Annotated in this window: 20 protein-coding genes; 8 read left to right on the forward strand and 12 right to left on the reverse strand. The window is 37.6% G+C overall.

Going from position 1 to position 23181, the window contains the following annotated elements; all coding sequences use genetic code 11:
• The first annotated feature begins 54 nt into the window (after positions 1–54).
• Positions 55–918, forward strand: coding sequence for a glycoside hydrolase family 25 protein (locus LC419_RS05375; RefSeq protein WP_223606389.1), 864 nt, complete (start codon positions 55–57; stop codon positions 916–918).
• Between the two features lie 167 nt (positions 919–1085).
• On the opposite strand, the gene LC419_RS05380 is transcribed toward LC419_RS05375, so the two are convergent.
• Together LC419_RS05380 and LC419_RS05385 are read right to left on the reverse strand one after the other, a co-directional pair.
• A complete protein-coding gene (locus LC419_RS05380) occupies positions 1086–2732 on the reverse strand; it encodes an alpha/beta fold hydrolase (RefSeq protein ID WP_223606390.1) in 1647 nt (548 codons plus the stop codon).
• A 145-nt stretch (positions 2733–2877) separates the two neighbouring features.
• Entirely contained in the window at positions 2878–3390 is a 513-nt protein-coding gene (locus tag LC419_RS05385; protein ID WP_223606391.1) for a 5'(3')-deoxyribonucleotidase, read from the reverse strand.
• Positions 3391–3772: 382 nt separating this feature from the next.
• On the opposite strand from LC419_RS05385, the gene LC419_RS05390 reads away from it, so the two are divergent.
• Positions 3773–5665, forward strand: a complete 1893-nt coding sequence (locus tag LC419_RS05390) for an ABC-F family ATP-binding cassette domain-containing protein (RefSeq protein ID WP_223606392.1) — start codon at positions 3773–3775, stop codon at positions 5663–5665.
• Between the two features lie 85 nt (positions 5666–5750).
• On the opposite strand, the gene LC419_RS05395 is transcribed toward LC419_RS05390, so the two are convergent.
• Complete coding sequence (locus LC419_RS05395) at positions 5751–6806, reverse strand: Gfo/Idh/MocA family oxidoreductase (protein ID WP_223606393.1); 1056 nt, start codon at positions 6804–6806, stop codon at positions 5751–5753.
• Between the two features lie 187 nt (positions 6807–6993).
• Here LC419_RS05395 and LC419_RS05400 point away from each other — a divergent pair, with 187 nt between their 5' ends.
• The 3 genes from LC419_RS05400 to LC419_RS05410 all read left to right on the forward strand — a co-directional run bounded on the left by LC419_RS05400 (position 6994) and on the right by LC419_RS05410 (position 10632).
• On the forward strand, positions 6994–9276 hold the full coding sequence (locus LC419_RS05400) for a TonB-dependent siderophore receptor (protein WP_223606394.1): 2283 nt from the start codon (positions 6994–6996) through the stop codon (positions 9274–9276).
• 86 nt (positions 9277–9362) lie between these two features.
• The gene (locus LC419_RS05405) at positions 9363–9878 is read left to right on the forward strand and encodes a hypothetical protein (protein WP_223606395.1); all 516 of its coding nucleotides are present in this window, start codon (positions 9363–9365) and stop codon (positions 9876–9878) included.
• 160 nt (positions 9879–10038) lie between these two features.
• Positions 10039–10632 (forward strand): hypothetical protein, encoded by a 594-nt coding sequence (locus tag LC419_RS05410; protein ID WP_223606396.1) that lies wholly within the window; start codon positions 10039–10041, stop codon positions 10630–10632.
• Between the two features lie 99 nt (positions 10633–10731).
• Here LC419_RS05410 and LC419_RS05415 read toward each other — a convergent pair whose 3' ends face one another.
• Positions 10732–11367, reverse strand: a complete 636-nt coding sequence (locus tag LC419_RS05415) for a peroxiredoxin (protein ID WP_223606397.1) — start codon at positions 11365–11367, stop codon at positions 10732–10734.
• Between the two features lie 94 nt (positions 11368–11461).
• Between LC419_RS05415 and LC419_RS05420 the strand changes: the two genes are divergently transcribed.
• Positions 11462–12346 carry a mechanosensitive ion channel family protein gene (locus LC419_RS05420; protein WP_223606398.1) on the forward strand — a complete coding sequence of 295 codons (885 nt, stop codon included), beginning with the start codon at positions 11462–11464 and terminating at the stop codon, positions 12344–12346.
• A gap of 40 nt (positions 12347–12386) precedes the next feature.
• Here the strand turns inward: LC419_RS05420 and LC419_RS05425 are convergent, their stop codons facing one another.
• The 7 genes from LC419_RS05425 to LC419_RS05455 form a co-directional block, all read right to left on the reverse strand.
• The gene (locus LC419_RS05425) at positions 12387–12869 is read right to left on the reverse strand and encodes a hypothetical protein (RefSeq protein ID WP_223606399.1); all 483 of its coding nucleotides are present in this window, start codon (positions 12867–12869) and stop codon (positions 12387–12389) included.
• Between the two features lie 356 nt (positions 12870–13225).
• On the reverse strand, positions 13226–14416 hold the full coding sequence (sucC, locus tag LC419_RS05430) for an ADP-forming succinate--CoA ligase subunit beta (protein ID WP_034723629.1): 1191 nt from the start codon (positions 14414–14416) through the stop codon (positions 13226–13228).
• Positions 14417–14547: 131 nt separating this feature from the next.
• A complete protein-coding gene (locus LC419_RS05435) occupies positions 14548–15825 on the reverse strand; it encodes a chloride channel protein (protein WP_223606400.1) in 1278 nt (425 codons plus the stop codon).
• 98 nt (positions 15826–15923) lie between these two features.
• Positions 15924–16607: a hypothetical protein gene (locus LC419_RS05440; RefSeq protein WP_223606401.1), complete on the reverse strand. Its 684-nt coding sequence runs from the start codon at positions 16605–16607 to the stop codon at positions 15924–15926.
• Between the two features lie 69 nt (positions 16608–16676).
• Positions 16677–17063 (reverse strand): DUF423 domain-containing protein, encoded by a 387-nt coding sequence (locus LC419_RS05445; RefSeq protein WP_223606402.1) that lies wholly within the window; start codon positions 17061–17063, stop codon positions 16677–16679.
• A gap of 1 nt (position 17064) precedes the next feature.
• Positions 17065–18147: a hypothetical protein gene (locus LC419_RS05450; protein WP_223606403.1), complete on the reverse strand. Its 1083-nt coding sequence runs from the start codon at positions 18145–18147 to the stop codon at positions 17065–17067.
• A gap of 166 nt (positions 18148–18313) precedes the next feature.
• Complete coding sequence (locus LC419_RS05455) at positions 18314–19642, reverse strand: hydroxymethylglutaryl-CoA reductase, degradative (protein WP_223606404.1); 1329 nt, start codon at positions 19640–19642, stop codon at positions 18314–18316.
• A 143-nt stretch (positions 19643–19785) separates the two neighbouring features.
• Here LC419_RS05455 and LC419_RS05460 point away from each other — a divergent pair, with 143 nt between their 5' ends.
• Both LC419_RS05460 and LC419_RS05465 read left to right on the forward strand, forming a co-directional pair.
• Entirely contained in the window at positions 19786–21045 is a 1260-nt protein-coding gene (locus LC419_RS05460) for a putative DNA modification/repair radical SAM protein (protein ID WP_223606405.1), read from the forward strand.
• A gap of 144 nt (positions 21046–21189) precedes the next feature.
• Positions 21190–21948 (forward strand): TIGR03915 family putative DNA repair protein, encoded by a 759-nt coding sequence (locus LC419_RS05465; RefSeq protein WP_223606406.1) that lies wholly within the window; start codon positions 21190–21192, stop codon positions 21946–21948.
• A gap of 377 nt (positions 21949–22325) precedes the next feature.
• Here the strand turns inward: LC419_RS05465 and LC419_RS05470 are convergent, their stop codons facing one another.
• Positions 22326–23126 (reverse strand): DNA alkylation repair protein, encoded by an 801-nt coding sequence (locus LC419_RS05470; RefSeq protein ID WP_223606407.1) that lies wholly within the window; start codon positions 23124–23126, stop codon positions 22326–22328.
• Positions 23127–23181: the final 55 nt, after the last annotated feature.

A 23181-nucleotide genomic window follows, 5' to 3' on the forward strand; every position in this document is an offset into this window, starting at 1 on the left:
TTACTGATTTTATTTAGCATTTAGTAGTGAAAAAAGTTAGTTTTGCAAAACTTTATGACACCCAGAAAGTACACCAAAAAAACTGCCAAAAAGGTACATGAGAACCGTCGGAAGAATTATTTTTTCCGGAGAAAAGTAATATTAGCCGTTTTAATTATTGCTTTAATAGGGACCGGATTGTATTTGAAGCAGTCTATCAGCTATTATTACGCTTTATACTTTAATAAATTCAGTCATAAAAAACTTCACAACAGCGAAATAGAAACTTTAAGGATTCAGAAAATCCTGAGCTCCAATCTGGATAAAACTTATGGTTTTGACGTTTCCCATTATCAGAACAGAGAAGATATAAAATGGGACAGTTTAAGCATCGGAAACAAAACCATTCCGCTTGAATTTGTCGTCATGCGTGCCACCATGGGAAACAGGAATGCAGATAAACATTTTGATGAATTCTGGGTTAAAGCTCAAAAGCATAATCTCATCCGTGGAGCCTATCATTTTTACAGGGCAGATGAGGATCCTGTCATCCAGGCCAATAATTTTCTGGCGAATGTCAAGCTGGAAAGCGGCGACCTTCCACCGATTCTGGATATCGAAAAGATTCCGAAAAGAAAAACTAATAAAAAACTGATTGAGGATCTGAAAATATGGTGCAAGATTGTAGAGGAAACCTACGGTGAGAAACCGATCATCTACACCTACTATCACTATTACAAAGATTTCCTGAAGGGCGAATTCGAGGGCTATCCGCTCTGGCTGGCCAACTACAACGATGTCCCGTCTCCTACTCCCAATGATCACTGGGATTTCTGGCAGTTTACGGAAAACGGAATCGTTCATGGCATCAATACCAAAGTAGATCTTGATATTTACAACGGAAGTACATGGTCTTTGAAAAGACTGACGCTGGATTAGAAGGAAGAAAGAGGGAAGCTGGATGATGGAAATTTTTGAAGCCCGAACGACTACTCTCCCCTAACTTATTTATTTTTAAATCCATTTGATAATTTCATGAAACGTTTAACAGAAGTTAATCGTCTATAATATCTCCCAACCTCCATCTTCCCTCTCCCATCTTAAAATTATTTCCCCAGAAACTTCAAAATATCTGCATTCAATTCATCTGCTTTTTCAAGAGGAATCATATGGGTGGCATCTTTGTAGATCTTAAGTTCAGCATGTGGAATTTCTTTGGCCATCATTTCCGTATGATCCTGTTTGATCACATCTTTATCCCCTGCAATCACCAAAACCGGGTTTTGTATTTTTGAAAGATCTTTTTTGCTGATGTGTGGCTCTTTCAGCATAATCGTTACCAATCTGCGTTCGTCGAATTTCTCCGGTTTGTTTTCAATATTCAGGACCAAAAGCTGGTTTTTCAAGTGGTTAACCAGTCTTTCATCAACGCCTTCAGGAAAAGTATTCGCTCCGATGGCTATTAATTTATTAAGATATTCAGGATATTTTAAAGCAAACTCAAGTCCTGTGATTCCACCATCGCTCCAGCCGGCAATATTAATTTTCTTTAATCCCAGTTTATCTGCAAGTGCTTTTACATCATCTGCAAATTGGATATAGGTAAATTGTCTGTGAGAAGTATCAGTACTCTTACCCTGACCTCTGGTATCTACCACAATCACTTTGAATTGTTTCGAAAGAACCGGAATCTGCTGATAGAAATCTTTTATGCTCCCTGAATTTCCATGCAGAAGAAAAAGAGGCTCTCCTTCGCCGTAGGTTTCGTAATAAAGTTTTGTGTCTTTTAATTCAATATAATTACCTGCCGATTCATTTTTTCCATAACCGGAATTTTCAGATACTGCTTGATATTGGGACACATCAGAAACCAGCCCTTCAAGGTCATCCCCTAAAGCAGCTGCTTCATCTTTGGTATTTTTTGCACTTTTATCCACTTTTACATCTATATTGATCGCTGGTGCCGCCAGTGTCATTTTGTGCCAATCTCCATAAAACTTCCTCATAAATCCTGTCCGGAACAACGCTGCACTGATATTAATCCTTCCATCAAATTCTTTCAAAAACTGAATTCCGACAAAGAATTTCCCCTGCACCCAAATATTATGCTCGTTGACATCCAGTGTATAGGTTCCGTCTTTGATCATATCCTGCGTAAGTTCCACTGTAATTTGTTCATCCAGAATATTTTCAGCGGGAAATCCGTTTTTCTCACTGTAAATACTATACCGCATCAACACCGGTTTATCGGAAGTGTAGCTGGCAATATTCAGATTGATATTCTTGATCTTGGATCGTTTGCTGGCATTAAATTCCAAAGCCGTTTCACCAAGAAAATCTTCTTTTCTGAATTTAGGATTCACGGAATACAGGACACTTTTCGTCTTGGTATTGACGCCCCAGTTTTTATCAACCAGTTTCTTAACTTTAATGTTGACTTCTTTTATATTCTTAACCTTTTCTTTTAAAAATATCTGCCTGCGATCCTGCTTTCTGAAATTTTGTACGGTTTCAGCATATGGTTCATAGCCGGGAACTTCTATTCTTAGTTTTCTGGAAGCATCCAGTCCGGAAAGATCAATGGAAAAATTCCCCTTGTCATCGGAAACTGTTCCAGCACTTTCTTTTTCTATGCCAATTTTAACGTAAGGAACAGGTTGGTTTTCATTTTTAGAAATTATCGTTCCGGAAATCACCTGCGCATGGAAAGAATAAGCTGCTAAAACAAAGAATAAAGCATTGAGTTTTTTCATGGTATAATTTTGATGCAAAATTCTTTATTTCCGGCATTCAACACTCATAACAGCTTATTAAATTTAATAAGTCTTTAGTTAAACTTTCTCTAAAATATCACTGATTTGTGATCCGAATTCTAAAAAATGTATAAACTTTCCTTTTTTACAGGATATTCATGATATCTTCCCATGAATGTACCCTTTTGTAATTTTCATTTTCAATCAGCTCGTTGTGTGGCTGGGTAAAAATTAATTTTTCGCCGGAAAAATGATCCAGGTTTTTAGGATAATCATCGATCATTACATCTCCGTGGACTACTCTTTTACTTCCGCATAAAACAATTTGCTCCCAGCTGATAAACGGAAAATGCTCTGCCAGCCAGTCAAATTTTTCTCTTAAACTATTAGGAAACTCCATTCCGGCTGAAACAATATAGAGTTCATATTTGCTATTGATATATTCCAAAGCTTCACGGCTTCCTTCCATTACCGGAAGTGTTCTGAAAAAACCTACTTCATTAACGTGTTTCTTTCCATTCGGGAATGCTTCAATTTCAGGCAGTCCTGCGAGACCACTGATCTCAATTTCCTTTCCGGAGTCTCTTTTTTCAAACGTCACCAGCTGATGGTACACATCCGCCATTACCCCATCCATGTCGACAATTACTTTTTTCATTATTTAAAATCAGATTTAGCATTATTTGGCATCAAAAATCAAGCCTTAGCTCATTCAAAATTAGGGAATGTGTTTGGGGAAATTTACTTTATGGGATTAAATAAATCTTAATTTTAAGGGATGGAGATGGATGAGGGAAGATGGGAGTTATTGAAACCGAAAGCATGACTAGATCACAGTCCTATTAGTTTTTCAAAAATACTTCATCAGATTTTATGTTAACTATTAAAATTATTGTCCAATAGTAACGTCCAGCCTCCCTCTTCCATCTTCCCTCTTTCATAAATTTGAACACATGAACATGATTAGGTCAAACTTTTCTAGTTACATTTTCGTACTTTTGCCGCTCAATACAAAATCAATATCAAACCATTACATTCCAATGAATTACGTTTCTGTCGAAAATCTCACTAAATCTTATGGCGTCAAAGTCCTGTTCGAAAATATTTCCTTCCATGTCAATGAAGGGGACAAAATAGCCATTGTTGCCAAAAACGGAAGCGGAAAATCTACCCTTCTTAAAATATTAATGGGGAAAGAAATTGCAGATAGCGGAACCGTAAATATTAATAAAGACATCCAGGTGGTTTTATTCGACCAGGAAATCGAGTTTGATTCTGATCTTACCATTGATGAGTTTATGATGACGCTGGATTCTGCGCCTATTCAGGCTCTGAAAAATTATCATAAATCACTGCTTTCCACAGATTATGATTTCATTGAAAAAGCTTTGGCTGAAATGGAAATTCACAAAGCGTGGGATCTGGAGAATGATATGAAACAAATTCTTTCCCAGCTGAAAATCACGGATCTGGAGGCTAAAATGGGAACGCTTTCCGGAGGGCAGATCAAACGTGTGGCTTTGGCGAAATTACTGACTGAAACCAGAGCGGAACACCGTCATACCCTTCTGATCATGGATGAGCCTACCAACCACCTTGATGTAGAGATGGTAGAATGGCTGGAAAGTTATCTGAGTAAAGCAAAAATTACATTAATCCTGGTCACTCACGACAGGTATTTCCTGGATGCTGTTTGTGGAATTATCTGGGAAATGGAGGATAAAAACCTGTATTTCCATAACGGTTCCTATGCGACTTATCTTGAAAACAAAATGATCCGTGAGGATAATATGAATTCCACCATCGACAAAGCCAATAATCTTTACAGAAAAGAACTGGAGTGGATGAGAAGACAGCCCAAAGCGAGAACGACAAAATCGAAATCCAGACAGGATGACTTTTATGAAACTGAAAAAATAGCGAAAACCGATACCAGAAAAGAATCTCTGGAACTCGATTTCGAAATGAAGAGGCTTGGAAACAAAATTCTTGAGCTTAGAGATATTTCCAAAAGCTATGGTGATAAATTATTATTAAAAGATTTCAGCTATCAGTTTCAAAGAGGCGAAAAAGTAGGAATTGTAGGGAAAAACGGTGCCGGAAAATCTACTTTACTGAACATTATTCAGGGACTTGAGCCAAAAGATTCCGGAGAAATTGAAACCGGAGAAACCATCAAGTTCGGCTATTTTTCACAGAAAGGACTGAAATATAAAGAGGACGAAAGAGTCATTGATTTCATTAAAGAAATTTCTGAGAACTTTCCTTTGGCTAATGGGAAAACGATCTCTGCATCGCAATTCCTTAGATTATTCTTATTTGATGATCAGACGCAGTATTCGCCGATTTCAAAACTTTCGGGTGGTGAAAAAAGAAGACTGCACCTGATGTATATCCTGTACCAGAATCCTAACTTTTTAATATTTGATGAGCCTACCAACGACCTTGATCTTCCGACGCTGACTGTACTGGAAAACTTTCTATTGAATTTCCAGGGAAGTTTGATTATTGTTTCTCACGACAGGTATTTCATGGACAGAATTATTGACCATGTTCTGGCTTTTGAAGGAGAAGGAAAAATCAGAGATTTTATAGGAACTTTCTCCGAATACAGAGAAGCGAAAAACCGTGAGGATGCACAGGGAAAAAATGCAGCCCCTAAGCCGGAACCTGTAAAAGAAATTGTGGCAGCAACACCGGAAGTTTCTCAACCTGCTTCCCCAAAAAGAAAAATGTCTTTCAAGGAACAGCGAGAACTGGAAACGATAGAAAGAGAAATGCCTGAGCTTGAAGAAAAAAGAACCAAGATCATGGATCAGCTTAATAATGAAACGGAATACGAAAAGGTAGCCAAGCTTTCTGCAGAATTGGAAACCATTTCTGAAAAGCTGGAGGAATATGAGATGAGATGGCTAGAGCTTCAGGAAATTTAAAAAAGTTAGAGGGTTTTAGAGTAAGAGTGTATTAGGGTTTAGACCCAACGCTTTTACTCTAAAACCCTCCCACTCTCAAACTCTCCTACAAATAAACCACTTTCTCCCCTTTCGAACTCTCCAGAGAAGCATCAATGATCTTCATATTCTGCACCACTTCTATTCCCTGAGACGGCAGCGCATATCCAAAGACAATATATTCATAGATCTGCTGATAATAATCCATATAATTTCCGGGATCGCTGGACGTGAGTATTCTTTCTGTTTCTGAATTTTCATTTACATAATTTAAAATTCCGTCTGTTCCCTGTAATGGCTTCGTCCATTCATTCCCGTAAGCAGGTATAGATCCAGCCACCAATTCATTTTCCTGATTATCGGTTCTTTCCTGCAGGAAACTTCCTTTTTCTCCGTGAATAGTATAAGCGTAGTGCGCTTCTTTCGTAAAGACCGATGATTTCAATCTTACCCTTAAATTATCCTTATAATATAATAAGATCTCAAAATAGTCATTGGCATATTCCTCACCCTTCATAGAAAACACATCTGCGAAAAGCTTTTCCGGATATCCGAAATACTGTACCGCCTGATCTACAAGATGGGCACCCAAATCGTGAAGTGATCCCGAACCGGTTTGCTGCGGATCTTCCTTATGCTGTTTTCCGCTTGGTGCCGTACGGAATCTGTCGAAGCGGATTTCAGCTTCCTTGATCTCACCTAGTTTTCCTTCATTCAATATTTTATGAACCTGTAAAAAATCACGGTCAAATCTTCTGTTTTGATAGACGCTTACAAATAATCCTTTTTCTTCCGCCAGATTTACCAGCTGTTCTGCTTCGGAAACAGTGACTGTAAAGGGCTTTTCAACGATTATATTTTTCCCGGCCTCGAGCGCCATTTTTGCATATTCAAAATGCGTCTGTACCGGTGTATTGATGATTACAAGCTCAATATCTGCCTTCTGAAGCATTTCCTCCACCGATCGGTAAATGGTAGCTTCCGGATATTTTTCCTTAGATTCTTCTTTGCTTCTCTCTACGACAGCAGCCATAAAAAATCCGGGATGTTCTTTCAAAAACGGAGCATGAAATACTTTTCCGCTCATTCCAAAGGCACAAAGTCCTGCTTTTACCAATTGCATATGTATATTTTTTTAACAAATATATTTAATAATCCTCAGTTTAGCAGCTTCTGACGACAACAGCTATTTTTATCACATCTTCAAAATATGATAAAAATCATTTTATTATTTTTATTAATTCTAAATTAATGCTTTCCGAATTCTTATTTTTGCCGCTATTTAAAACTGTTCTACATAAAAATAAGAAATGAAAAAACAACTAGCTTCTTTAGGATTTTTATTGGCGGCCGTATCTTTAAGTGCCCAGATGAAAAACCTTGAAACCGATACCATCAGGTCTCAAACCATTGAAGACATTAATCTTCACAAAACAGGAAATCCCAACCAGGCAAAAACATCATCTACGAAGTCTGCCCTTACGGTTATGGAAAATCCTCAGGCCATCTCCATCGTAACACACGAAATCATCGAGCAGCAGCAGGCAAAACAACTGAGCGATGTTATTCAGAATATCAACGGGATGTACGTGACTTCATCCAGAGGAAATTCTCAGGACAGTTTTGGAGGCCGTGGTTTTATTTTAGGTAACGATAACGTCTTTAAAAACGGAACGAGAGTTAACAGCGGAGTATTTCCTGAAGTAAGCGGTTTGGAAAGAGTTGAGGTATTGAAAGGAGCTAATGCTATGCTTTACGGAAATACGGCTGCAGGGGGAATCATCAATATGATCACCAAAAAACCTAAATTCAATTTCGGAGGAAGCATAGGACTAAACGGAGGAAGCTGGAATTCTTATAAGCCAACGGTTGATATTTATGGTCCGTTATCTAAAAATATTGCATTCAGAATAAACGGAGCTTATGAATATGCTGAAAGTTTCAGAGATGTGGTACAATCTGAGAAATATTATTTTAACCCTTCATTCTTATTTAATTTAAGTCCGAAATCTCAGTTAATTGTAGAGGCCGATTATCTTAAGAATAATTTCACTCCGGATTTCGGGATTGGTTCTATTACCAACAAAGATCTGAGCTATTCTATGAACAATTATGTGGACAGGAATACATTTTTCGGTAATGACTGGCAATATCAAAATGTAGAACAGGCGTCTACCAATGTGACATTCAACCATGAAATAAATGCTAACTGGACCTTAAATGCAGTTGCTTCTTACCAAAACTATGTAAAAGACTATTTCTCATCCGAGCGTGTGCAGTGGACCTATGAGAAAAAAATATCCGAGACCCGTCTATCGTGGGCAAGACCTTTTAATAAAACCAATAACAGAAGTAAATATGGTTCTGCACAGGTGAATATTAACGGTGAATTTAACACGGGAAAAATAAATCATAAATTGTTAATCGGAGCAGATGCTGACTACAATCAGGCAGATGCTTACGCTTTCAATGTTATTGCTCCTGTTAATGTTCTGTTCCTTGATGATCCTTCAACATGGGGGAATATGGCAATGCCGGACAGCGGTGAAAATGCACTGACAAGAATTAATACAAGAAGAGCCGGTGTTTATGTACAGGATTATATCAGCCTGACCAAACAGTTTAAAGTAATCGCAGGTGTCCGCTGGTCTTATGTGGAAAATATGCCTTCTATAAAGACTACTTATGCAACGGCAACAAAGCCATTGGATAAAAGCTTTGTACAAAACTCTGCAACTTCTGATCAGGCATTCTCTCCAAAGTTAGGGGTGGTTTATATGCCTAATGATAATCTTTCTGTATTTGCCACTTATACCAATTCATTTATTTCCAATGCAGGATATATGTCTGATGAAATCGGTTCTTTAGATACTTCAGGTACGCTTGCGCAGGTGAGAGACAGAGTGAATACCCTTCAGAAACAAGGTATCAGCCCGACTACTATTGATCAATATGAAATCGGAGCAAAGAAAAACCTTTGGAATAGTGCCCTTGCTATTAATCTTACGGTCTATCAGATTTTACAAAATAATAACTATCAGAACTTCTTTTACGTAGATAATACGGGAACTGTACAAACCCCTGATACTAATCTTAAGGAATTTGCGGGTAAAATGAGAAGCCGTGGTGTTGAGGTGGATATTACAGGAAATCCTACAGAAAACCTTTCTATTATCGGTGGTTTCTCCTACAATAATTCAGTTTATATCGATACCCCTGAAAAAGGATATGTAGAAAAACAAAGACTGGTAAGAACTCCAGCTACTACAGCCAATGCATCTGTGTTTTATAAATTCACCAATTATGCAAAAGGATTAAAAGTAGGAGCCGGTATTTATTATATCGGAGACAGAATAGCCGGTTGGAATGATTCAAAATCTACGAATGTCACCAGAAAGGATGTAACAAGAATGTTCGAATTAAAAGATTACACCACAGTAACTGTTTCTGTAGGTTACGAGTGGAAAAAATTCTCTATTCAGGGGAAAGTGGGGAACCTATTCGATGTAGTGAACTATAACGTACACGAAAATTATTCTGTAAACCCTATTACTCCGAGAAATTATTATTTCACATTGACATATAAACTTTAGAATTAAAGACCGGAATAATTTCATCAATCAAAGGGGAAATTGCATTTTTGCAGTTTCCTTTTTTAAATTAAACAAAACAATACGATATGGATAAGATCAAGGACACGAGAACTTTTATGAGAATTACGCACCGTTATCTGGGGTATTTTCTGGCAGGAATAATGGCAATATATGCATTAAGCGGGGTTCTCCTCGTTTACAGAGATACCGATTTTCTAAAAAAAGAAAAGAAATATGATAAAACAGTTGCCGTCAATCTTTCAGAAAAAGAACTGGGAAAAGAACTGAAAATCAAAAACCTTGAGGTAGAAAAGACTGAAGGAAATATCCTGTACTTTAAACAGGGAACGTACGATGCAGCATCCGGAAAGGCAAAATATACCAAAAAGGAACTTCCTTTTGTTCTGGACAAGATGGTGAAACTTCATAAATCCCAGTCAAAGGAAACATTGTCACCTCTGAATACATTTTTCGGGATCTCTTTATTTTTCTTTGTGATCTCCAGTTTCTGGATGTTCAATCCAAAGACAAAAGCCTTTAAACGAGGAATCAAATTTACGATTGCAGGCCTTATCATTTCAGTGATTCTTCTGTGTATATAAATTGTGGTATCATCAAAAAAATGACCAAATAATTCACATTCCGATTCCTTCAAAATTAACACTTATTCTGAGTTTTTATCTAAAATTAAGAAGCTTGGCACATTTCTTGTTTTTTATTTAATCTACAAATGATAACATTTAATTATTAAAATAATAAATTATGAAAAAACTAATTTTTGCAGGAATATTAGCAGCAACAGGTTTGGCTGCAACAGCTAATGCTCAGATTCAAAAAGGTAACTGGCTTGTAGGAAGTAAATTGATATCCAGTAATTTTGGATTAAACACCGGAGGAGGTTATAATATTGCTATACAGCCACAAGGTGCTTACTTTATACAGGATAATGTTGCTGTAGGTGGATATGTAGACTTAGGAATAAATAAAGTTACCAACGGTAGCCCTACTGAATTCACTTATGGTGTAGGAGGTTTGGGACGTTATTATCTATCACCGGGAGAAAAAGGTGTGGATAACTTGCTTCACCACGGAAGATGGTTCCTTGAAGGTAACGTAGGTATCGGAGGAAGATCAGTAGAAAATGCAGATTCTACAACCGGTTTAGATTTTGGTGCAGGTCCGGGTTATTCTTATTTCATTACTCCAAATATCGGTTTGGAAGGTTTAGTGAAATATAAAGGAAGAGCTGGATTTGGTAGCGAAGGATTAAATTCCAACATTACTTTTAACTTAGGATTCAGTATTTACTTACCTACTTCAAAAGCTAAGGAAGTAGCGAATGATGTAAGAAATTAATCATTTCAACTTACCGAATAAAAAAATGAAATCGCCCCGAAATATTTTTCGGGGCGATTTTCGTACAAATTAAAACTAAACTATAAAAAATCAAATAAATCATGTATTGGGTTGGGGCGTATATCTCAGATACGGCTTTACTTCTGTCACTCCTTTCGGAAATATCTTTCTGGCATCTTCTGTAGAAATCGCCGGTGGTACGATAACGTCTTCACCGTTTTCCCAGTTGACAGGAGTTGCTACTTTATGTGAATCAACCAGCTGAAGAGAATCAAGCACTCTCAGGATTTCATTAAAATTCCGTCCCGTAGAAGCTGGATAAGTAATGATCAGTCTTACTTTTTTATCCGGATCAATGATCAGCAGAGAACGTACAGTAGCAGTCACTGAAGCATTCGGGTGAATAAAATCATAAAGCTCTGAAATTTTTCTGTCCTTGTCTGCAATAATAGGAAACTGTACATCCGTATTCTGGGTTTCGTTGATATCTTTGATCCAGCTCTGATGATCTTCTACTCCATCTACACTCAGGGCAATCACTTTCGTTCCTCTCTTCTCAAATTCTGATTTAAGCTTTGAAGTGTACCCAAGTTCCGTAGTGCATACCGGCGTATAATCTGCAGGATGAGAAAACAGAATCCCCCAGGAATTCCCTAAAAATTCGTGAAATTTAATATCCCCTGAAGAAGTCTCTGCCTGAAAATCCGGTGCTGTATCTCCTAGTTTAATTGACATAATATTCTGCTTTGTTAGTCTACAAATTTAGTAGACTTTTTGGAACTGGCAAAATTTTTGTTGAAAATTTATATCTTTAATTAAAATTTTATTCATGCAGAACATTGAACACAGCTACATAGACGTTATTTACAGGGTTTTGGAAAGCTGGTATATGAGGTTTGCCGAGCTTACACCGAAACTTATCGTCGGAATTGTAGTCTTCCTATTTTTTCTTATTACCAGTAAATACCTAAGTTTAGGAGCGGTAAAACTATTTCACAAATTTTTCCCGAAAAGTAAGAAAGAAGGCTCTCTGGTCACTTTAATAGGCGTTTTCAGATTTCTGATTATGATGATGGGGAGTTTTATTGCCCTCGAAATTATGGGCTTTAGCGGTTTTCTCTGGAAGTTTATCGGAAGTTTAGGGGTAGCCGGGGTTATTGCCGGGGTGGCCTTGAAAGATCTGGTATCGAGTATTTTTTCAGGAATGCTGATCGGAATCGATAAAGCCTTTAAAGTGGGAGATTATATTACCATCGGGAATCATTCGGGTACAGTTCAGGAAATCGGTTTTTTAACGACCAAACTCATTACAGATGACGGGAAAAAAGCGTATATCCCGAACCAGGTCATTTTTAATGCACCTTTTTACAATATTACAGCATCGCCGCAGCGTCGAATTATTCTGAATTTTGAAATTCCTGCAGATGAAGATATCACCAAGGCACAGAAAGGAATGCTGGATGTTATTAAGAACCTTGACAGTGTAGACAGACTGGATACTTCAGAAGTTATTTTCACAGACCTGAAACAGGGCAATTTTAACCTCCAGGCCAAATTCTGGATGAAGGTAGGCGCCAACATGGTTCAGCTGAAAAGTGAGGCTTATCTGAAGATCAAGCAACGTCTGGATTCTGACAACATTCAGCTGGTAACACCTACGAGCATCAGCATCACGAATGGGGAATCTCCTCCTGCCGAAAATCAGGACAAATAAATATCGACCGCTTTTTTAAGCGGTTTTTTTATACCTCAAATTATTTATGATGTTTGAATTGAAGGCTATCTTTCTGATGCATTTTAACCACGGAATCATTTGGGGCTAAGGGAGCACCCAATACATAATTTTCATTTTTAGGAATAGAATCTTCTTCAATTTTAGTCTCCCCAATGGTAGCACAAGCTTCCTCTTTTGGTTTTGAGCAGCCTGTCAAAAATAGGATCATAGAAAAGACAGCCAATGTTATTCTGCTGTTTTGAAAATTTTCAGGAATGTATTTCAAAAACCGGCTTTTTAACATCTCCGATTTTTCAACCTCTACCTCCAATTGATGATTGAAAAATCTTCCACAAATATCTGTGCCCTGGTTCTGTTTGAAAATAGATTCAATTTCTTCAGATTTCTTTTGTGTAAAATCAATCACGCATTTACTGCAAACGGAGCAGAATTTTCCATGCTGGTGAGAAGGCATTGTTTCCCAGCTTTCGGAACAAGGATTGGGAATGTATATTTTTTTCATCATACTATGTAAGAATAAATTGAACTACAATTTTTTTTAATGTTAAACACTTTAGAACACTTTAGTTTTAAAAGTTTTACCATCCTGAAAGTGATAAGATCACATAAGCAAAAAATCAAAAATTTTCGTAAGAACTGAAGTGTTCTTTCCATGCGTAATCTATTTAACTTTAAAATAAATTAAGTGTCCAATAAAACCTTTTGACTTATATCTTCTTATTTCTCAAAGATTTCCCTGATGGGACAGATTCTCATCTTACGCTTTTTAAAACATTAAGATCAATCAAGGATTTTGTGGTTAAAAAGAAAAAACCGTTCCAAAATGGAACGGTTTCTCAATTTATCTAAAAGTTCAGCTTATGCTAAAACTTCTTTTACTTTGTTTGCTGCTTCTTCCAAAGTAATTGCAGAGTGTACAGGAAGACCTGACTCGTCAATTAATTTTTTAGCTTCTACAGCGTTAGTTCCCTGTAATCTTACGATCAATGGAACCGGAAGGCTACCCATCGCTCTGTAAGCGTCTACAACTCCCTGAGCTACTCTGTCACATCTTACGATACCTCCGAAGATGTTGATAAGGATTGCTTTTACGTTTGGATCTCTAAGGATGATTCCGAAAGCAGTCTGAACTCTCTGAGCATCAGCAGTACCTCCTACGTCAAGGAAGTTCGCAGGGCTACCACCAGATAATTTGATGATATCCATAGTTGCCATGGCAAGACCAGCTCCGTTTACCATACAAGCAACGTTACCGTCTAGCTTTACGAAGTTAAGACCAGCTTCACCAGCTTCTACATCCATTGGATCTTCTTCTCTTGTATCTCTTAAAGCTTCAAGATCTTTGTGACGGAACAATGCGTTGCCATCTAAAGTTACTTTAGCATCTACAGCGATAATTTTGTTATCAGAAGTTTTCAAAACCGGGTTGATTTCGAAAAGAGATGCATCAATTCCTGTATAAGCATTATAAAGAGATGCAATGAATTTTGTGAATTCTTTGAAAGCATTTCCTTCAAGACCTAGGTTGAAAGCAATTTTTCTAGCCTGGAATCCCTGAAGACCTAAAGCAGGATCAATGATTTCTTTGTGGATCAAATGAGGAGTTACCTCAGCTACATGCTCGATATCCATACCACCTTCAGTAGAATATACGATGGTGTTTTTACCTTCAGCTCTGTCTAAGAGAATAGAAACATAAAATTCTTTAGTTTCAGATTCTCCAGGATAATAAACATCTTCTGCAACCAAAACAGAGTGTACTTTTTTACCTTCAGCAGAAGTTTGTGGAGTTACCAACTGCATTCCGATAATGTTTTGAGCGTTTTCTTTAAGTTTATCCATGTTTGGAGAGAACTTTACACCGCCACCTTTACCACGTCCACCTGCGTGAATTTGTGCTTTTACTACCCAAGCCTGAGCTCCGGTTTCAGCAGTCAATTTTTCAGCAGCTGCTACAGCTTCTTCTACATTGTTCGCTACGAAACCACGTTGGATAGCAACTCCGTACTTTGATAAAATCTCTTTTGATTGATACTCGTGAAGATTCATATTATTTTTATTATTTTATTTTAAAATTTAAAGGTTGACAAATTTACTAAAAAGACATGGAAGTTCAAGTTTATTGACTTAAAAATTAAGGCACAGGAAACTTGATTTTTAACATATCCTCCGAATTTGCTTTATTCTTCGGATAATTTTTCAGACTGTGAGCCGATGAACGGAATTTTCGGAGCCAGAAAATAGCCTGTTAAGCTTGCAAAAAGTATCGGAACGAAATAAGTAAAGCCGGTTAAGGTTCCCAGAATAATTGTCGTACTCATAGGTGTTCTGGTTACGCAGGCATTAATGGCAGCCATACAGCTTACAATTGCTAAAGTGGTATCAACAGCCGGAAATAGCTGGTGAATGATCAGTCCTAAAGTGGTTCCCACAAAAAATAACGGAATAATGAAACCGCCTCTCCATCCTGAAGTTACGGTCACGGCAATCGCTATAATTTTAAAAACAAGGATCACTATTAAAAAGTTCAGTGCGAAATTTCCATTGATCAGCTCATTAATTTCATGATGACCGAAGTATCTTGTAATCGGGAAATTGTAGGCAATGACTCCTAAAATAATTCCTCCCACTAAGGTTTTTATATAAATGGGAAGCTGTCTGTATTCGAAAACCTTTTTGAAAAATTTAACCACAAAAATGAAGATCCATCCGAAAATAGTGGCCACTACACCAAATAAAAAGGCATAGATGAAATCGTATACTCCCGAATAGTGATAAGCCTTCAGATCCCATGTTGCGCCTATTCCCAAATGAATAATCAGAGCAAACATCACATAGCTGAAACAGCTGGCCACCAAAGCAGGAATAATAGCTCTGTAATACTCCACCGCATGTTTGTGATGCAGAATTTCAAGCGAGAAGAGACTTCCTCCAAGCGGCGCCCCAAACAAAGCCGTAAAACCTGAAGCCATTCCCGCAATACTCAGGGAACGCAGCTCCTCTCCTTTCAGTCTGAAAATTTTACCAAGCCAGGTTCCAGTAGATCCGGTGACCTGAACCAAAGGTGCTTCGGGACCGAGACTTCCTCCTGATGCCACACAAAACAGGGACGAAAGGATCATGGAAGGATTGTTTTTAGGATCCAGCTTTCCTTTATTAAATCTAATATTATTAACGATCAAATGAATTTCTCCGGGATCTCCTATAAAGTGAATAACAAGTCCCGCCAACAAACCACAGATAGCCATGGTAGGAATCACCATCCATCCCTGAAACTGTACTAAAAACTCTGTAAAATGCTCCAGTACGATCCAGTAACCGCCGGCAATCGCGCCACCAACAAGACCAGTAAAAGCCCACATGAAAAAAGTTCTGCTGAATACAAACGGATTGAACCTTATAGGCTGATCCAGAAGATTGAATGTTTTTATTAGCCGTCTCCTTCTATTGATTTTCATTTAATTTATTTTAAATATTAAAGGAACCTCATCATTTGTTTTTACTGTTTTTGAATATCTCCCTATCCACGATAACTTCTCAAAGTACGTGTTACGATCTATTCAAATCTTACTACGATCGGTTGGGAAAACTGTTGGATAATTGGCTTTTTGTTATACATCAACGGTTCCTCCAAAGATCCGATGGCATACAGAAACAGTGCACTGATGATATTGAATTCTGTACCGGATGAACCGCTGTATTTTACTTTTTTGAATTTTCCATCCACATCAATGATGAAATTCAATTTACATTGGTACACGCCTTCACTGCTATCTTCTATTAAATAAACCGGAAAATCAGCAGTCAAACGTTTTTTTAAGTCTGTAAGCTGTTGATAATTTTCAATTTGAGTAATATCAACAATTTTAGTTTTTGTTTCATTTTGAGGAGGAGCTTCTCCGGGCGACACGGTGTTTGTTGGTACCTCGCCCGTTGCTTTAAATGAAATACCGGTATCAGACTTCCCGGTAATTACATCCTTGTCATAGATACTCTGGTACAGGTTTTTCAGATTCTGTATTTTTTCAATGTAAAAAACTCTGTATTTTTCACTGTATACAACAGAATTCTTTTTGTAATCATAATGGCTGATGCTATCCGAAAAACGCTTTTGAATATTTTTCACTTCTACTAAAATATGTCCATTCAGTAATTTTCCCTTCGCCTGGGCTTCCAGCTTCTGAACACTTAGTAAAAAGAAAAGGAACATCATCAAAAAGCTTGTAAGACGGGTATTCATTTTTAAATTTTTCGGTGAACCACTCTTATAAAGTGAGTATATTTTATTCTGCAGACTGAACTGCAATAATTATATTTTTGTCTTGGCGAAATACCAAATCAGCATTCCCCAACTTAGAATCATAAACAAGCCTCCAAGTGGAGTAATGGGACCTAAAAACTTCAGGTTAGCGCCCAGATAGTCCTGTAAGCTCAGGAAATAAATACTGAAAGAGAACAATATCGTTCCTGCAATCATGAAAATAGAAATCCATTTTTGTGATGAAGTATCAAATTTCAAAATGTATCCTACAATCAATAAAAAGAAGGCAGCATACATCTGATACCTCACTCCCGTTTCAAAACTCTCCAGTCTTTCCACAGATAATATTTTTTTTAAAGCGTGTGCCCCGAAAGCTCCGAGAATAACCGATAGCATTCCATAGGCAGCACCGAAAATTAAAGTAATTGTTTTCATTTTATAATTCTTCTAATTCTAGATTTAAATATTTTTTTGTTTTGTAATCCTGCCACGTTCCTGTGATCGTGTTCCCTTTCATCTCAGCTTCTATTAAGCCTGTCACCATCCATTGTCTGGCTTCTTCGCTGTAATATTCACTTTCTGTGATGGACATATGATTTCCTTTCATCTTACCGTTCCATTCGAGCAATCTTTTATTTTTATCATACCAGTACGAAGCGTTAAAACTTGCCTCGCCACCTTTTTCATCATACAAACGTTTAATAAGAACTGTAATGGGGTATTTTCCATCAATTTTTCCTTTATACAGTTTATTTCTGAAACTTGTTTTATCTACCTTTTCAGAGCCGGACACTAAATCTTTAGCATAAGAACTCCAATATTTCTCCAGAACTTTATACGAAAATTCAACGACAGGATGATCCAGTTCATCCAATGCTCTCGTGGCATGATTGGAACATCTGGGCGCAATAAACTTCAGCTTATCTTTTGCGAAATAATATTCTATATCGTCTAAACCATATTCAGTAAAGCAGCCTTCATAAAGACCTATCTGCGCCAGAACCTCATCAGAAGGATTTTTTTCTGCTTTTAACACGCCAATAAAATCAGTAATCTGTTTTTTTATTTCTTTCCGAATCAGGCCTTCTATTGTTTTTGCAGCTTCCGGCCGGAAAAGATCCTGAACATTGATATAATTTCCTGTTCTCAGGTCAAAATTCTTGGCGATAAAAAAAATCTCCGGATAAGCTCCCGAAGCTTCACCCTCCATTGTAATACTCAGAATATGGTCAGGGGATTCCATTTTTTCCCAACTGTAATAATCTACATAATTGGAGTAAGAATTGGTAGCCGTGGAAGCCCGTTTAAAAGGATTTCCACCGGAATTCGGAACATATTCCAATTCACTTACCTGCAGAAAAGTATTGATCTTATTCTCAAGCAAAGGCTTTCCGCTGTAAGAAATTAATGGAAAATAATGATTTTCAGAGGCAGGCGGCAGGTTATTGATCTTCACATTTTTTTGCTGTGAAAAACTTAAACCTGAAATCAAAAGGAAGAATAGAAGATTCCGTTTCACTATTTCGATTTTATATAGATTAAAATAAGTTTCGCTACCAACGTTGATATCCCTAATATAATAAAGACATTGGAAAGCTTTTTAGAATTTCTAAAGCCCGGCGATGTCGTTTTCTTTAAAAAGATCCCGAAGATGATGAATACAATGGGTAAGATGATCTGCAGCATTATTGAGCTCTTAATCTGTTAAACTCATGAATAACCTCATGATGGCTTACTGTTTTATCTTTAAAATAAGTCACAAAATGCTGTTTTTCCGCTTCTGTAGCGCCCATCTGGTTGAGAATATTCAGCAAGTGCATTTTCATATGTCCCTTTTGGATCCCTGTAGTGACCAGAGAGCGGAGCGCTCCGAAATTTTGGGCAAGACCGGAAACGGCCAGAATACTCATCAGCTCCTGTGCAGAAGGTTTTCCAAGCAGTGCCAGTGAGAATTTCACCAATGGGTGTAGGTTTGTAAGTCCTCCCACTACGCCAACAGAAATCGGAAGATCGATCCAGAATCTGAAAATACCGTTATCTATCGTACAGTGTGTTAAAGATCTGTATTGCCCGTCTCTCGCAGCATAGGCATGAGCACAGGCTTCTGTGGCTCTGAAATCATTTCCTGTAGCAATCACTACGGCGTCTACTCCATTCATCACTCCTTTGTTGTGGGTTGTAGCACGGAAAGGCTCTATTTCAGCGATGGTAACCGCCTGTTTGAATTTTCTTGCAAATTCCTCATTGGAAATTCCGCTATCGTCTTTTAAGTCTTCAATCTTACATGAAACCTCAGCTCTTACGATACAGTCAGGTGTAAAATTAGAAAGAATATTCATCACAATTTGAAGTGAGTTTTTTTCTTCTTGTGTGAAGTCTTCACTCGTTGCAATCTCCTGCTTCATGGTTTTTCCAAACTGCTCAAGACATGAATTGATAAAATTCGCGCCCATGGAATCTACCGTATCAAAGCTTGCTTTAAGCTGATAGTAATCCTGCATTTCAGAAGTTTTATCGATCAATTTAATATCCAGAATCCCTCCGCCACGATTTCTCATGTTGGCTGTAATAGCTTCGGTAGCTTCATACAATTTCTTCTTCAGTTTAAAATTAAAGAAATGCTGAAGTTTGTGAGACTCTACATTAAATATAAAATGGGTATGTCCTAATTTTTCATTGTTGATAATAGTCGTCTTGAAACCGCCTTTATCGATCCAGAATTTCGCAGCTTTGGAAGCGGCGGCTACTACAGAACTTTCTTCTACCGCCATTGGAAGAGCGAATAATTTTCCGTCAATTAAGAAATTGGGAGCAATTCCGTAAGGCATATAGAAATTGGAGATCGTATTTTCAGAGAACTCCTCATGAAGTTTCTGAAGATCAGTATTTTCGTTCCAGTATTGTTTTAGTATATTTTGATATTCTTCGTTTCCTTCAAGGTATTCGCCGACAAGCCAATCGATTTTTGCCTGCTTGGTCAATTTAGAGAAACCTTCTACCGGTTTATGATTCATAGCATAAATTTAATAAGTGTAAAGATAGTAATTTTGAAAGTCTCCATTGTTGATAACTTCCAGAGAAAAAGATTGGTAATTATACATTTTGGAACTACTTTTGAATAAACTTTAGATACAAATTGTAACATCCAGTTGAAAATATGAATTTTGAACGCCTGAAAGAAAAGCTTGAAATCCTTGCCGATGCAGCGAAATATGATGTTTCCTGCTCATCCAGTGGAGGAACGAGAAAGAATAAGAAAGGTGCTTTAGGAGATAGTTCCGTAAGCGGAATCTGTCATACCTACACGGAAGACGGGCGATGCGTGTCCCTGCTTAAAATTCTATTGACCAATCATTGTATCTATGATTGTGCTTACTGTGTATCCCGAAGTTCCAATGATATTAAAAGAGCTGGGTTTACTGTAGAAGAGGTCGTAGATCTGACGATTAATTTTTACCGTAGAAATTATATTGAAGGTCTGTTCCTGAGTTCCGGTATTTTTAAAAATGCAGATACGACGATGGAACGTCTGGTAAGAGTAGCCAAAAAATTACGGACTGAAGAAAATTTTAACGGCTATATTCATTTAAAATCAATTCCGGGAGCCAGTGATGAGCTGATGCAGGAAGCTGCTTTGTACGCAGACAGGCTCTCCGTGAATCTCGAAATCCCTACGGAAAGCGGACTGAAATTACTCGCTCCTGAAAAAAACCGTCAGGATATGATCAACCCGATGCGTTATATCCAGAAAGGTATCGATCAATATAAAGATGAAAAGAAAATTTTCAGAAAAGTCCCGAAATTTGCACCTGCCGGACAATCTACACAAATGATCGTGGGAGCCACCAATGAAAATGATTTACAGATCATCAAAGTAGCTGACCATTTTTATAAAAACTTCAATCTGAAAAGGGTTTATTATTCAGGATATGTTCCTGTTTTGGAAGACAAAAGACTCCCTTCTTTGACTACGGAAGTTCCTATGCTTCGTGAAAACCGACTGTATCAGTCGGATTGGCTGATGCGATTTTACGGATTTAAAGCGGAGGAAATCCTCGATCCTCATATGCCTTTCTTAGATCTGGAAGTTGATCCTAAACTGAGCTGGGCTTTGAGACACCTGCATCAGTTTCCGGTTAATCTTCAGACCGCCGATTATCAGATGATTTTAAGAATTCCCGGTATCGGAGTAAAAACGGCACAGAAGATCGTTCAGGCGCGCCGTTTTCAGGTTTTAAATATGGATCATCTGAAAAAATTGGGAGCAGCCGTCAACCGGGCTAGATATTTCATCGATTTTAATGCAGGGAATGCTTATCTAAAATATTTAACCGATACGAATCTCAGAAAACTGCTTGTAGGCGGAAGCTCTTCTAAGTTTCACAATCAGTTTTCACAGCAGCTGAGTTTGTTTTAAGTTAATTCAAAGATTGAAGGATTTAAAAATTTAAGTATTAAGAGATTGAGGAATTAAGAGATTTAGATATAAGGACTAGAAGTCATCCGCTTAACAGTTACCTCATCATCATATTCCCGCATCATCAAATCATCACATCAACCAATGACTACACTCCTCTACGACGGAAGTTTCGACGGTCTTTTAACCGCAGTATTTGAAGTTTTCGAATACCGGTATAAGGACGTTGACATTGTGAATAAGGAAAAATTTCATCAGGAAAATATCTTTGCAGACATTCATGAGACCATTACGCAAAATGATAAATCCGAAAGGGTATTCAAGAAACTGGAACAGAATATCGGGAGATCAGGAGTTCATCAGCTGTTGAAAGTTTTCCTGTCGGAGGGGCCGGAACTGGAGCATCTTATTTTATCCGCGGTCAGACAATCGATCAAACATCCTGAAGAAAATATCCTTCAAAATTATGCGGACAACGATATGCTTACCATATCAAAGATCTGTAAATCTGTAGACCGGGAAAGACACAGAATGACCGCTTTCGTGCGCTTTGAAAAAATGCTGGACGGTGTTTTCTTTGCAAAAATAGATCCCGATTTCGATGTTCTTCCACTCATCCGGAAACATTTTAAAGACCGCTACCAGGACCAGAAATGGATGATCTACGATCTGAGAAGAAATTACGGAGTTCTATACGATCTGGAAGATTGTGAATTCTTTTATCCGGAAGAAAAATTAAACCTTCACCAATACCAGCAGAAGTTTCACGACGAAGAACAAAACTACCAAACTCTGTGGCAGCGATATTTTACGAAAACCAATATTGTTGAACGAAAGAATTTAAAACTGCATGTTCAGCATGTTCCGAAAAGATACTGGAAATATCTGACCGAAAAATGGTAAACAGACCTTTAAAAATTGAAATAGCTCATCTCTGGAAAGAAGTTCTAAAACTGAATAATAATTCCATATTGTGGATAACTTTTTATTTCAGTGAAAAAAGACCTGATTTCAAGTCCGTTTTTGATCCATATTATTTAAATCATTCATTTAGTGAGATATATAATTCACATTAATCAAAAACTCATATTGTGGATAACTTTTTTAAATTAACATACAGTTAATATTGAAGCTTTTTCAATCTTATTTTTCCTGTCAAATCGAGCAAATTATTGCCTATCCAACGAGAATAAAGGGTTTGAAAATATCATCTAAAGACTTGGAAATATGTGATATATGAAATAAAAATTACATCATCATTATTTTTTTGTGGATAACTCTTACTTTTCAAGGGTTCGCAAAGCTTTTTTTACGATGTATTGCGTTTCTTTTGTCGGACTTTCCCGAAGCCATTCATCGCAGATTTCTACTACAAACCCGGGTTGTGATTTGCTGGCATCATTTAACCAGTTCCCCACACTGTCCTGCACATATCTTGAAGAATCTGACCGTAAAGGTTCGAGAATTTTCAGTCCAAGTCCGGGATTTTGTTTTAAAGCATTGATATGCTCGCACCAAACTCCTCTAGGTCTTGTAGATTCACTCGCAAAACGTCTCACGTTCTCATTGTCATGCCGCGTCCATTCGGATAAAACAGATAAGCTTTCATCAAGATTTTTGGAGATATCCGGACGCACTGCCATCCAGCAGATTTCCCTCACTCCAAAATGAGAATCAGAAGCAAATGACTGAATCCTGCCTAATTTTTCTTTAATTTTTAAATTATTGTTTCGTCCAATGGTATAGGAAGCCCAGCAACGTACGAGATCTGCCGGATGGGCTGAAAGTTTAAGAAGAAACGCATCGTTATTATTTTGAGCAGCCAGATTAAGTAAACCCATTCCGATCGTTTCATTAATGGTATTAACAGTTTGTTTTTTCAGCTGGTCTACATTTTCTACAATAGGTTTCAAATATTCTGTACGGTGATTCTGCTGAAGCAAATTTTCCAGCAACAGCCTTTGATCTACCGCCAGCCATTCTGTAAGGTTTACACTTTCGATATCACCCCGGTTCAACTGCTCGAGTATATCTTTCGGAATATCTTTTATAGAGCGGGCACCTTTTCGTTTTTCGGTCATGATTCTATTAATGATTAACTTTACAAAAGTCCGAAAGTGAATCAAGATGAGCAAC

This window comes from Chryseobacterium sp. OSA05B (assembly GCF_019970065.1).
Taxonomy (GTDB): domain Bacteria; phylum Bacteroidota; class Bacteroidia; order Flavobacteriales; family Weeksellaceae; genus Chryseobacterium.